The 13,410-nt window shown below is 50.1% G+C and carries 10 protein-coding genes; 6 read left to right on the top strand and 4 right to left on the bottom strand.

Annotated features, from left to right (window positions below; all coding sequences use genetic code 11):
• Nucleotides 1-19: 19 nt before the first annotated feature.
• The 3 genes from IEX60_RS03475 to IEX60_RS03465 are packed head-to-tail and all read left to right on the top strand — an operon-like array spanning nucleotide 20 to nucleotide 3,787.
• Nucleotides 20-1,492: a RagB/SusD family nutrient uptake outer membrane protein gene (locus IEX60_RS03475; RefSeq protein WP_188747374.1), complete on the top strand. Its 1,473-nt coding sequence runs from the start codon at nucleotides 20-22 to the stop codon at nucleotides 1,490-1,492.
• 29 nt (nucleotides 1,493-1,521) lie between these two features.
• Nucleotides 1,522-2,886, top strand: coding sequence for a DUF4832 domain-containing protein (locus IEX60_RS03470; protein WP_188747372.1), 1,365 nt, complete (start codon nucleotides 1,522-1,524; stop codon nucleotides 2,884-2,886).
• A gap of 37 nt (nucleotides 2,887-2,923) precedes the next feature.
• Nucleotides 2,924-3,787, top strand: coding sequence for a PKD domain-containing protein (locus IEX60_RS03465; RefSeq protein WP_229717396.1), 864 nt, complete (start codon nucleotides 2,924-2,926; stop codon nucleotides 3,785-3,787).
• A gap of 17 nt (nucleotides 3,788-3,804) precedes the next feature.
• Here IEX60_RS03465 and uvrC read toward each other — a convergent pair whose 3' ends face one another.
• Genes uvrC through porW form a run of 3 tightly spaced genes read right to left on the bottom strand, consistent with a single transcriptional unit; the run spans nucleotide 3,805 to nucleotide 10,701 of the window.
• A complete protein-coding gene (uvrC, locus tag IEX60_RS03460) occupies nucleotides 3,805-5,601 on the bottom strand; it encodes an excinuclease ABC subunit UvrC (RefSeq protein WP_188747369.1) in 1,797 nt (598 codons plus the stop codon).
• Nucleotides 5,601-7,844, bottom strand: coding sequence for a penicillin-binding protein 1A (locus tag IEX60_RS03455; protein WP_188747366.1), 2,244 nt, complete (start codon nucleotides 7,842-7,844; stop codon nucleotides 5,601-5,603). The genes uvrC and IEX60_RS03455 overlap by 1 nt, the downstream gene beginning before the upstream one ends.
• Before the next feature lie 40 nt (nucleotides 7,845-7,884).
• Entirely contained in the window at nucleotides 7,885-10,701 is a 2,817-nt protein-coding gene (porW, locus tag IEX60_RS03450; RefSeq protein WP_188747364.1) for a type IX secretion system periplasmic lipoprotein PorW/SprE, read from the bottom strand.
• A gap of 199 nt (nucleotides 10,702-10,900) precedes the next feature.
• Between porW and IEX60_RS03445 the strand changes: the two genes are divergently transcribed.
• Genes IEX60_RS03445 through IEX60_RS03435 form a run of 3 tightly spaced genes read left to right on the top strand, consistent with a single transcriptional unit; the run spans nucleotide 10,901 to nucleotide 12,445 of the window.
• On the top strand, nucleotides 10,901-11,788 hold the full coding sequence (locus IEX60_RS03445; protein ID WP_188747362.1) for a M23 family metallopeptidase: 888 nt from the start codon (nucleotides 10,901-10,903) through the stop codon (nucleotides 11,786-11,788).
• Between the two features lie 29 nt (nucleotides 11,789-11,817).
• Complete coding sequence (locus IEX60_RS03440; RefSeq protein ID WP_188747360.1) at nucleotides 11,818-12,249, top strand: bactofilin family protein; 432 nt, start codon at nucleotides 11,818-11,820, stop codon at nucleotides 12,247-12,249.
• Nucleotides 12,221-12,445, top strand: a complete 225-nt coding sequence (locus IEX60_RS03435; protein WP_188747358.1) for an AtpZ/AtpI family protein — start codon at nucleotides 12,221-12,223, stop codon at nucleotides 12,443-12,445. Before IEX60_RS03440 ends, IEX60_RS03435 begins: the two co-directional genes overlap by 29 nt.
• Nucleotides 12,446-12,448: 3 nt before the next feature.
• On the opposite strand, the gene IEX60_RS03430 is transcribed toward IEX60_RS03435, so the two are convergent.
• Nucleotides 12,449-13,402 carry a DUF5777 family beta-barrel protein gene (locus tag IEX60_RS03430; protein WP_229717395.1) on the bottom strand — a complete coding sequence of 318 codons (954 nt, stop codon included), beginning with the start codon at nucleotides 13,400-13,402 and terminating at the stop codon, nucleotides 12,449-12,451.
• Nucleotides 13,403-13,410 lie beyond the last annotated feature (8 nt).

Below are 13,410 nucleotides of genomic sequence, written 5' to 3'. Positions count from 1 at the left end.
CAAAAAAATTACCGTAATCATGAACTTACGAAATCACATATACTGCCTGGTCATCGGTATCTGCTGGCTGGGAAGCTGCACGGACGACCTCGTACCCGCCGATTATTCGGAAATCAATCCCAGTATTTTCCCAAAAACCGAAGCCGATTTACAGGCCATGGTCAATGCATGCTATTACCCCTTGCGGGGTTCCTGGGGCGATGGTATTTATTCGACATCAGAGCGGGGCGTCATGTTCGTCTCCGATGCTACCACCGAGATCTTACATGGAAAATACGGCGTACAGAACGTCGCTTCCCTGCACAATTACATTCCGGCTACAACGGAAATCACCCGCTTCTACGATGACTTTCAAAATATGATCAGCCGAATGACGCTGACCATTGATCTCATCGAGGAATCGGATGTAAGCGAAACCCTCAAGCGGGGTGCCATTGCGGAGGTACGCTGTGCAAGGGGGGTGCTTGCCTACCAGTTGTTTGATTTTTTCGGCTCCATCGTCATCGCGCCGATTGAAGTCCTGAAAAATCCGTTGATCGAAGAACCGCTGGCCCGGCTGTCACACGAGGAGACTGTCAATTTCATCGAGGCTGATCTAATCGCCGCCGCAGAAGACCTGCCCGCTCCGGCTCAGGCCGAATATGGACGGTTTAGCAAAGGCCTGGCTAAGATGGTTCTCATCCGGCTCAACCTACACGAAAAGCGATGGGATAAGGTCGTTGAACTCTGCAACGACATCATCGGTTACAATTACTACACCATCGATAACGACTATGTGGGCATGTGGGGCCTCGAAGGCGCAAAGGGAAGCCGTGAAGTCATCTGGGCCATTCCCTGCAACTATGAAGGTACCAGCGAAAATCAGTGGCAGTTGATGGCCCTCCCGGCCGACTTCTCGCCGAAGGGTGGATGGGGAACGATCCAAAGCACCTGGTGGTTCTTTGATACATTCGAACCTCAGGATGTACGGAAGACCTTGCTCATCGACCGGTATACCAGTACAGACGGAATCACTTACAGCCGCAGTAATCCCGGCGACGTGATGGACTGGGGGCCTATCCCGCTGAAAATGAATCCGGATGCAGAACGGACTACAAGCCTGTCGACCGTCGATATCGTCATGTACCGCTATGCCGATGTGCTGTTGTCAAAAGCGGAGGCACTGGCTAACATTGCCAATGCGGGTACATCCGAAGCCATGGAATTGGTCAATATCATCCGGCAACGAGCTAAGCTGCAGCCGCTAAATGTAGCCGATTATGCTTCCCTTGCAGCTTTCAATGACCTGATATTGACTGAGCGTAGCCACGAATTCTGGTGCGAAAACGGACAATACCGCGCAGACCTCATCAGACACGGTAAGTTTGTGGAACGTGCCCGTGAGGTTAAACAATCTCCTTACACAGCGGAATATAAACAGCTTTTCCCCTTCTCCCTGCAAATGATCAGCGAAGGAAAAGGTAAGTTCATTCAGAATCCCGGATATTTTTAATCTTTCCACCCATGCACAACCGATTCATTATGGCAATACACGTATTTTCCTGGCTATTGCTTGGATGCTTAGCCGGCTGTTCGAAAGGTACGCAAAATCCGCCCGGAACAAACGGAGACAACCAGACCGTTACCTATCAGACGTCAAATGCGATCTTTCCAAATCCCGAACGGGGATTTATCCATACTTACAACACCCTGTCCGACAATAACGTGCTCGATGCCGGTACGCTCGCCACACTGCGCAGCCGCAACGTTTCCCTGATCCTGCGCATCGTTTACCTGCAGGAATACAAGGACAGGTCCATCGGGGAGGATAAACTGGCAGCCATACAGGCCGACCTCGACAAAATAAGGGCGGCCGGACTGAAAACAATTCTGCGCTTCGCTTACACAGACGACATGGAAGGAACCGATGCGCCGATAGCTGTCGTTGAGCAGCACCTTGACCAGCTGAAACCCCTTTTTCAGGCAAATGAAGATATCATTGCATTTGTACAGGCCGGATTTATCGGCGCCTGGGGCGAATGGCACAGCTCCAGTAACAACCTTGCTTCGCCTGAAAATCAGAAACGGGTACTCTCGAAACTTCTGGAAGTTGTACCGGCGAAACTGATGGTACAGGTACGGACCCCGGTTATGAAGCAACGCATTTTCGATACGGCGCAGCCGGTGACACAACAGGCAGTCGACAGTGGGTCGCCCCTGGCTCGCGTGGGACATCACAACGATTGCTTTCTATCCAATGCGACGGACTATGGTACATATACAGATGGTCAGATTGAAGCGGAAAAGCAATACATCCGCGACGATGCGCTGTTTGTACCGACAGGAGGTGAAACCTGTCCGCCTACCGATGGATTTTCACCCGATTGCCCCGAAGGGCGAAACCAGATGAAATTCCTCCGGTGGACCTACCTCAACCTGGATTGGTACGAGCCTACCATCAATCTGTGGCGGGCTTCGGGGTGCTTTGACGAGTTTCAGCGTAACCTCGGCTATCGCCTAGCTCTGGAAAGCAGCGAAGCTCCTCTTTCTGTCGCAGAGGGAAAGGGATTCCCGTTGACTCTTCACTTCACCAACAGCGGGTACGCACCGATGTATCACCAAAAAAGCGTGGATTTGATACTGAAAAACAAAGCGACCGGCAGCCTGCATGCCGTTGCCCTTTCGTGTGATCTCCGGCGATGTAAGCCCGGCCAAAAGGTCACGTTCGAAGAACAACCCAATCTCACCGGCATCCCGGCGGGCACCTATGAGCTCTTCCTCAACATCAGCGACTCTTCCACCTCACTGAAAGACCGGCCGGAATACGCTATCCGTCTAGCCAATGAAGCCGTATGGCAGGATGAAACGGGGTTAAACAGCCTCCTGCGACAACTAACGGTGGAATAAAAACCGATAAACAATGACGCAAAAAATAGTAAGAACTATGAGCAACATACGAAACTACATGCCGGTGCTTGCATTAGCCCTGCTGATTTTAGCTTCCTGCAAAAAGGAAGAAACCAATGGAACTAAGGCGGTTTTCAGCTACGTCGCCGACGGTTTTATTGTCAATTTCACCAATTTCTCATCAAATGCATCGTCGTACCACTGGGATTTCGGCGATGGAGATACCTCCATCGCCCGTTCTCCACAGCATATCTATCGCGCAAAGGGCGATTTCCTCGTCACGCTGACGGCCACCATGGGCACCACCGAAAGTGCATTTACCGACACCGTCGTCGTGCTGGGACCGAATATCAAAATTGATGGGGATTTTACAGATTGGGAAAATGTGCCCTATGCCGCGGTGAACGAAGGTGGCGCCGGAGGAAACATACTGGGCATTAAAACATTTGCCTCATCCGATTTCCTTAACTTCTACCTGGAAGGCACGCCCGAATTTAACCTGGCGGTTATGGACTTCTACATCGATGCCGATAATAACCCCCAAACCGGGTACATCACATGGATGTACCCGGTTGCATCCGGTGCCGACTTTTTGATTGAAGGCAGCTTCGACCGCGCCAATCCCCTCGCTTCGGCTGGCAGTATTTTCCGGCACAACGCGCCAGACAACGGCTGGAGCTGGCAGGATATCGCCACCTTCGGCGAGGCATTGCTGTTTTCGCAGATGAAAACACTGGGCGGTAAAAATGTCCTTGAATTTTCGCTGAAAAAATCGATATTGGGCAACACCCGCAACTACGTTAATTTCGCACTGGTAGAAATGGATGCCGGCTGGGCGCCCGTGGGATCGATACCCGTAAGCCAGCAGGATACCTCCAAATTCTTGCCGTTGCAATTGTAAAGAGGATCGGCAAAAGATTAAGATATGAAATAATCTCTGAGTGCTGTCACCTGTCTTTCGTTCAGCACTTCGCGGAGTTGCTCAGGCGTTGCTTCCTGTATCTTTTTTACGGATCGGAACGCCTTGAGCAACTTCTCTGCGGTTGTCCGGCCAATGCCGGGTATGTTTTCAAGTTCCGTCCGGAATGTCTTTAGGCTCCGTTGTTTGCGATGGAAGGTAATGCCAAACCGGTGCGCTTCGTCGCGGAGGTGCTGGATCACTTTCAGCGTCTCGGACTTCTTGTCCAGGTATAGCGGATACTGATCGCCGGGATAGTACAGTTCCTCTAGCCGCTTGGCGATACCGATGACGGTTACCTGCTTGTCGATCCCCAGCAGTTTCAGGCTCTTTAGCGCAGCGGATAGCTGCCCCTTGCCCCCATCGATGACAATCAGCTGCGGCAGTGTCTGCCCCTCATCCAGCAGCCGCCGGTAACGCCGGTGCACGGCCTCTTCCATCGTAGCGAAGTCATTGGGCCCCTCCACCGTTTTTACGTTGAAGTGCCGGTAATCTTTCTTGGATGGTTTGGCATCCCTGAACACAACAATTGCCGAAACGGGATACTTCCCCTGGAAATTGGAATTATCGAAGCATTCAATATGACGGGGCAGTACATTCATGCGCAGGTCTTTCTGCATTTGAGTCAGGATGCGCTCCGCTTTCAGCTCCGGATTCAGCTTTTCGTATTGATTGAGCCGCTCTTTCTTGAAGTAGAGCGCATTTTTGAGTGATAACTCCAGCAGATTTTTTTTCTCCCCCTGTTTCGGAACCGTAAACTTCAGGTTGCCCGCATCGATACCCAGGGTAAATGGAACAATGATCTCTTTCGAGGTGCTGTTGAAACGGCTACGGATTTCGGGAATCGCTAAGCTCAGCAGCTCCGCATCGCTTTCATCAAGCCGTTTTTTCAATTCGACGGTCTGCGTCTGAATGATGACACCGTTCATCACCTTCAGGTAATTGACAAAGGCGTAGCTTTGATCGGAAGCAATGCTAAACACATCCACATTGGTGATAGAGGAATTGACCACGGTGGACTTACTTTGGTAACGATCCAGTAAATCCAATTTATTTTTCAGGTGATGAGCGTACTCAAACTTCAATTCGGCCGCCGCTTTATCCAGCTCGTTCTTTAACCGCCGGATCACCATCCCAATTTTGCCACTGAGGATGTCTCGGATATCATTCAGATTTTGCTCGTATTCTTCTTCTGTTTGATACCCTTCGCAGGGCCCCTTGCAATTGCCGATCTGATACTCCAGGCATACTTTGAACTTCCCTCTGCTAATGTTTTCCGGCGTTAACGCCAAGTTACATGTACGCAGGGGATATAACTCCCGGATGGTATCCATGATGGCATGCATCATCCCCACCGAAGCATACGGACCAAAATACCGCGATCCATCTTTGACGTATTTCCGTGTGGGGAAAACACGGGGGAACGGTTCATTTTTGATCACAATCCACGGATACGTTTTGTCATCCTTGAGCATGACGTTATACCGTGGTTGGTGTTTTTTGATCAGGCTATTTTCCAGCAGCCAGGCGTCGATCTCCGTATCCACGATGGTAAACGTGATCCGGTTGATTTTGCGCACCAGCACGCGGGTTTTTCCGTTTAGCAGGCTGTCTTTGACGAAATAAGAACTTACCCGGTTCCGGAGATCCTTTGCCTTTCCGATATATATAAGCTCCCCATTGGCATCCCAGTACTGGTAAATCCCTGGCCGATGCGGTATTTCTTCAAGCGCCTTACGGTAATCAAATTTGGTCATCAAAACCCAAGCCTATCGTCAAGCTTTTCTTCTTCCTGAGGCATAAACTCCTGATATTTACTGCAATCCAGCTCCTTGCTGATCCCCCCCTCGGGTAACGGAAAATCATCTTTTGTATAATGAAGTGTCGTGTCGGCATAGACCTTTTGCATATACAAGGCAAATACAGGCAAAGCGGCTTGGGCTCCCTGTCCTTCGGCCATTGAATAAAAGCTGATACCACGGTCTTCCGCTCCCGTCCAAACACCACTCACCAGTTCCGGCGTAATGCCGATAAACCAGGCATCTGCGTTGTCATTTGTCGTACCTGTCTTTCCCCCCATGGGATTCGTAAAGTTATACCGCCAGCGCAGCCGTTGGCCCGAACCTCCGTCCACCACGCTTTTCAGCATATCCACCATGATGTATGCACTTTCACTATTCAGCACTTTGGTAACGCGCGGGGCCTTCTCGTAAATCGGCATTCCGTTTTTATCCTCAATGCGTAAGATGTAAGTAGGCTCTACCCAAACGCCATGGTTTACAAAGGCGGAATAAGCACCTACCATGTCATACACCGATGCTTCGTATGCTCCCAAGGAAATAGACGGGTATTCGGGAACCTCCGAAGTGATGCCCATCCGCTTCGTCAGGGTTGCCACCGCCCTGGCCCCAACCTCGTTAACCATATATGCCGTGGCGAAGTTCTGGGAATTCGCCAGGGCCCTACGCAACGTAATCGGGCTGCCCACCGACTCGCCGCGCGGGGTCCATGCATACGGACCACTGCCCACAGTCAACGGCACGTTGGGAACCTGAAAACAGGGAGAGAACCCATTGTCAATCGCGACCGCATAAGTAAACGGTTTCGCTGTGGAGCCTACCTGCCGGGTACCCATTTTCACTTGGTCATACTTATAGTGCTCAAAATTAATTCCTCCTACCCAGGCACGAACATAACCCGTTTGCGGCTCCATAGACATGAAGGCGTTCCGCAGAATCAGCTTGTTGTACCGGATGGAATCCATCGGAGTCATGGTCGTATCTTTGTTCCCCTCCCAGGTAAAGATGGTCATCGGTACCGGTGTGTCAAAATCCTTTTTTATCTCTGCATCGGATTTCCCCGCTTGCTTGAGCATCCGGTAGCGGTCTGACCGCTTCATTCCTGTCTCTAAGAGCTTCGCCTTATCACCCCGGAAAGGATCCCTGCTTTTCCACTGTTTATCGAACGAAGCTTGGATGGTCTTCATCCATTCTTTCTGTGCCTCTTCCGCATACAGCTGCATTTTCGAGTTAATGGTTGTATAAATCTTTAAGCCATCCCGATCCAAGTCCCAAGGGGTTCCATCAGCTTTTGTGATTGACATTTCATTAAACTGCCGTTGGATCTCGCGCTTCATCACCGCCCGGAAATAGGGCGCAAGACCTTCCCCGTAATTCGAAATGCGCATGTCCAGCACCAACGGCTCTTTTTGCAGTTTCAAAGACTCCTCGCGTGTAAGAAAGCCTTCACTGCGCATGTTTTCAATCACCACGTTCCGGCGGCGGATGGCATTCTGCGGATACCGCACAGGCGAATAAATTCCAGGCCCCTTCAACATACCCACCAAAATAGCCGCTTGCTGCACATTCAGCTTATCAGGCGTGGTATTAAAATAGGTACGGGCTGCTGATTTGATTCCATATGTGTTATAAGCACCGAAATCCACGGTATTGAAATACATGGTGATGATTTCCTCCTTGGTATAGTTGCGTTCCAAACGTACGGCCGTAATCCACTCCTGAAACTTCTGAATGATCCGTTTACCGGTACTGCGTGCACGTCCCTCGGAAAAAAGATTGAGTGCCAACTGCTGAGTGATTGTACTGGCGCCCTGCCGTCTTCCAAGCAGGTTATAAAAAATAATGGTAAAGGTACGCCGGTAGTCAATTCCCGAATGCCTGTAAAACCGTTTGTCTTCGGTAGCGATAAGTGCCTGTACCAGGTTGGGCGATAGTTCATCGTACCGGACATTCGAGCGGTTCTGCACAAAGTATGTGCCCAGCACTACATTATCCGCTGAGATGACTTCAGAAGCCAGGTTACTTTTCGGGTTTTCCAGATCACGGAATGTAGGCAATTTGCCAAATAGCCCGATGCCTACACTAAAGATAAATAAAAACTCCAACAGAATCACCCCGATAAGCACCTTCCAGAAATTGCGTGTATACCGTTTAACGTCTTCTGTGGTTAATGTATTCTTCTTCTTTACTTGTTTACTCATTCTATGCTGTTAATACTAAGTACTCACCACTGATCACCCTTCACTGATCACCCTTCACTTGTTCCTGATAGATGGAGTGGTAATCGTCGATTTTGTCAAAATCAGATAACGTGCCAAAATTACGTTCGGTAATCACAAATGTGTTATAATAATCTGCCGGAATTTTCATAATGTCAGGTAACATAGGCAATATACGGCTTTCATAAAGCCTGGCCTGCTCATAGGTAGAAAAGGGGCCGATGTAAATCAGTTGATTTTCCCCATCCACGGTTTTGAGCTGGTGACTAATCGCGGCACCTGCATACCGCGTACGGTTGAACTGGCCGATGCCAAACCGGGAGGGAGCTAGGTTTACCCGCTCGCTCGTCACGTTAATAACAAAATAATAGGTAGCTGAATCGGGCAGCAGTTCCAGGTTCCGATAGGAACTGGGGCCAATCTCGCCAACATCCGCCGTTTGGGCCAACTGCTGCCTCGTAATGCCTCCGGTATTTTCCAACTTCCCACTTGTCCGTATGCCGGTTTGTACCGCGGCTCCGACCGCCAGCTCCCTGCGGGGTCTCGGCCGTTCCGGTCCATGGCGGATGACCAACTGTGGCCATAGGGTAATCGTTGGTTCGTCTACAAACCGCTCCCTATCTGTGTCAACACCCTGTAATGCATACGTTCTACCCGTCAAGGTATCACGGTTAGCCTCGATAAACGCAAGGTGCTGCGTCGCGAGTGGTGTAACCAAACTGTCTTCGGGAAAATCTTTCACCAATTCCAACAGGGCATTTTCAAACGTATCTAACGTGGATATCCTCCCCAACGCCAATGCACGGAGGTAAGCCAGTTGACTGCGTATCTGCTCCCTGCCCTGTCCCTGTTCGAGAATACGGGTTACCTCATCCACCACTTCCGTATATTGTTGCTCGGTGTAGCGGACATAGATTTGTTCGTAGGCCTGATCCAACACCTGCTTTTGTTGTTCCAGCTTGGCTAGATACATCGGGTCACGGATGATGTTGCTATACAGAGATTGCGGGAATGCTGACAATAGCTTCTCTCGGTAATAGGCCGCTCGCTGTTCGTCGACATCCAGATATAACCGGTACAGGTTATAGTAAACGAGTGGTGCCTCTTTGGTATCGGGATACCGTTCCAGCAAGGCTTCGTACGCATCCGCCGCTTCTTTATGGTCCCGCAGGTCATCCCGGTAAATGGCCCCGACACGGAGCAAGGCATCGTGGATCTGGCCGTTTGACAACGCCATTTTTTCCTCCGTATTTGGTAAGTCAAGCAGGTAGCGCTCCCGAAGCTGGCTGGCCCACGCAGTACTGTCGGTCGCCACCGTATCCGCCAACGGACTGGTCTGTTCTTCCTGAACGACCGGATTGCTGGCATTTGCTTGCACACCGCCGGTCATATCGCTGAAACGCCAGTTATCCCGCAGCTGACGATTCCCCCACCTCCGCCTGAATTCCGCCTGCCCCATTCCCATTGCGTCCGGGTTATTAAAATAAAAGCGGTTATCCGTATAAGAAGCCGCCATACCCGGAAGATCATCAAACGGGAGGCGGTCGGTCGACCGTGAAGACCCAGATTGCTTCGACTTTGGTTTCGCTGCCTCGATCTGAGCATAGGTTCGCGTAATCAGGCTATCCAGCTCCGCTTGGCGGCGTCCTTCATCCAACCTTGCCAGGTATTGCAGGCTGTCCTGGTGAGCAATAATCCGAAGCTGCCCGATCAACTCATCCAAGTTCGCAATTTTACGCTGGACAGCCCCCGCATCCGGAAAATCAGCCGGCAGCGACATCCCTACACTATCGTAATACAATTTTGCCGTTGGGTAATCCGCTTGTCCAAAATAGTGATCTGCCAGCTTAAGATAAGTCCTTACTGCCTGATACCGGTTATCATTGAACGACCGTAGCGCCTTTTCGTAATTGGCCAACGCCTCAGGCACATTACCGTCAGCATAGAAAACCTCCCCTATCTGGTAGTATAGCTGATCTTTGAATGAAGCATTCTTTCCATCCCGTAACATACGCCGCAGTAAGCGTACCCGATCTTCAGCCGACGCGTTATCCGCCGTGACCAAAAATACCCGGTTCAATCCGGCATGAAAAGACATTTCATACGGTGCATTGCTCCTGACAACCCGGCTGTAATGTGCATATGCCTCTTCCATACGGCCCTGTTTTTCGAGCAATTGCCCCAACAGGAAATGCCAACGGAGTTTGGTCGGCTTATGCCCTGTATGGTCAAGTGCCTGCATCAGCATGGTGATTGCAGATTCTTCGTCGTGCGTCAATAAATAATAGTTGGCCTGCGTAGCAAATGCAAGCCCAACCGATTTTTTCTCTGTCTCTAAACCTGTAAATACCGTATCCAGTACCAAACCGGCTTCCGCGAGGTTGCCCAGCTGCATGAAAGACCGAGCCTTCCATATCAGTGCCGCCTGCCGGTATTCAGGCTGATCAGCAAACGTATTCGCCACATAGGAAAAAAATTCAACCGCATTGTAGTAATTTCCCTTCAGGTAGTTGGCTTTACCTGTAAGCAGGTATGCCTCGTTGATGTACTTACTCCGTGCCTTTCGATTGATGATATCCAATGCCTTCCCAATCACGGAATCCATCAGGCGAGTATTGGCCGAAGCGGTTGCCTCCGTCGGCTCAATCAGTACAGGAAGCAATTGCTGGTAATTATCCCGATGGGAGGCAAAATTTTCCCGTTCCACATCGGCAATGATCTCGCGTCCATGGTATACGATGTTATACCGGGCCGTCAGATTTTCCATCAGATCATATTCTTGTCCATCGGCCTGTTTTTTTACAGAACAAGCCATCGCCATACCGGATACCAGCACCATCGCGATTATATTTCTTAACCAATGTGCTGTAAAAATTGAATACCTTTGCTGGGAATACACACGCAAAAGTACCAATTATTTTGAGACTTTGCGGCTTGAAATTTCACGCAAAGGAACGAAGACACAAAGAAAGCCTCTTCGCGGCTCTGCGGCTTTGCGCGAAACTGCATTTACCCAACGGCACTAATAAGAAACAGCATTGGCTAAACAAAAAAACAAACTTGCAAAAGCACTGAATTCGCGCTACAAGTTGATCATTCTCCACGAAGAAACCTTTGCCGAAAAAGCTGCTTTTACCGGCAAATTGTGGTACTGGCTCACCGGCACAGTTTCAGCCGTAGCGGTGTTGATTATTTTTACGACCCTGCTGATCCGGGCCACACCCCTACGCGAATATGTTATCGGTTCGTCGTTGAATGCGTATGACAGGAGCCGACTAATTGCTGCGTATGCGCGTATCGATTCCATGGAACAGGTGGCGCATGCAAATGACATTTACCTCACCAACCTGCGGAACGTACTGGGTGGCGAAGCCGGAGAGACCTTGGAAGAAAGCCGTCAAACCGCACCTGCAGGAAGCGAACCCACAACTGCACCCAACGGCAAAGACCCCGAAAAGGGGCTTTCGGAAGATGAATTGGCGCTACGCCACCTTGTCGAATCGGGTGCCCCCTATGACCTGCCCGAAAATCAGGCCAATGCCCGTACCGGTATCTCATCCTATACATTCTATAGCCCTATTAAGGGGATCATCAGTTCCAGTTTCAACGCCAAAGAACAACACTATGCGGTAGATATTGCGGTAAAGCTAAACGAGCCTATCCGGTCTACCCTGAGCGGGCATGTGGTTTTTGCATCCTACACGCCCGAGACCGGTTATGTAGCCATTATCCAGCATGGCAATAATTTACTGTCACTTTATAAACATTGCGCGTCGATTATCAAAAAAGTTGGTAGCTTTGTACGTGGTGGGGAGGTAATCGCCTTCGCGGGCAATACGGGAGAGTTGAGTACGGGTCCACACCTCCATTTCGAGTTGTGGTACAATGGAAACCCGGTAAACCCCACCGATTACATCGCTTTTTGAAACATTGTATTTACCTAAACATCACCAACATGTTTGTGAACAGAAAAAATGAAAAACTGCAAGAACAACGGGGAAACAGCTTTAACCTGATTGCACAGGGTACCGAAATCACCGGAGATGTCAGCACCACGGGTGATTTGCGCATTGATGGCCAGATACAGGGAAACGTCACCTGCACAGCCAAATTGGTCATCGGGGACGAAGGGAAAATTTTAGGCAATATCACCTGCCATTCCGGTGAAATTTCAGGTGCAGTCAAGGGCCAGATTATCGCCAAAGAACTCCTTCAGCTCAACCATTCAGCGTCGATACAGGGTGATATCGAGGCGATGCGCTTCGTTGTCGAAGACGGTGCTTCCATCAGTGGAAAGTGCACGACCAGCAAAAGTTTGGGACTTCCGGGCCAATTACCCGATGTGAAGCTTATTGCCTATGAAAAGCCCAAAGCGATCGCCGAATAATACATTGGGAAAATATGCCTATTTTACAGGTGTAGGCTTCCAGATGCTTGCTATTATCGGCCTGTTTACCTATATCGGATATCGTATCGATCAATCTCGCAATGCCGAAAAGCCGCTTTGGACAGCGTTGTTTGCCCTTGCCGGTGTGTGTATCAGTATCTATACCGTTATACGCGCCGTCACACGCCAACGGTAATCTTCAGTCGTCCAGGGAAAACCTCCTGGATATCGTGAATCCCCACCGGAACTGTCCTTTAATCCAGGATGAGGTTGTTTCCGGGATATACTGCATCTCCTGAATAGCGGTTGCATTCGTAAAATTAAGGTTGAACACATGACCGCCGGTTTCGATTTCCAGCCCGATGCCCAACGGATTATATAGCGTGGCGATGGCATCTTCGTACCTTTCCTTGCTTGCCGTTGAACGAAAAGGTAAAAAATAATCCATCACCAGCGCCATACGCCTGCTCACCTTCAACCTTCCTCCTATTCCCATTGCAAACAGGTTGTTCTCACCGTCGTAATCAGCGGTGGTGTTACGGCGGATATAAGTGGGATGCAGCGCCAACGAGAAATGGGTGCCGAATTTCCGGGCCAAGATGAGTTGACCTACAACGTTTAACCGATCCGGAAACTGTCTGTATGAAATCGCTTCACCGGGGTTCTGCTGATCGGCCTTTACACCCGGGATGGTCATGCTGGCATAAACCGTCATGGAAAGCGGCATCTTACCATCCCCCGTCTGTCGCAACAGCCGGTATTTCAGATTGGTCTCATACAGCTGGGATACGCGGGTAGCCCCCTTGGCACGGGCAATTCCCACATTTAGGTAATCTGTAATTCCATACTCGAATCCGATTTTGATATCCGTGGAGTTATCCAACCCAAAGAAATTCCGGGCGCCACCATTCGCGCCGGCTACATCGCCAAACCGGTGGTCTACCTTGAAATCAAGTTCATGTTTATGAATGGTCTCTATGGACTGGCTGTTGATGATCCGTGTCGTTTTAAAGGTTGCGATCACCGCTTGCCGTTCTTGTGCAGCGGTATCACTGCCCAGTGCTTTTTCGATATCACGCTGGGCCGATACGGGCATGTACACCGCTAGTTGCATAGCAATGGATAAAAGTGTCTTATATGTAGGAATATTCATCGGATATG

Origin of the sequence: Parapedobacter defluvii (assembly GCF_014642075.1) — a bacterium.
Lineage (GTDB): Bacteria > Bacteroidota > Bacteroidia > Sphingobacteriales > Sphingobacteriaceae > Parapedobacter > Parapedobacter defluvii.
Note: the sequence above shows the minus strand (reverse complement) of the source record. Positions and strands in the feature narration are given on the sequence as shown.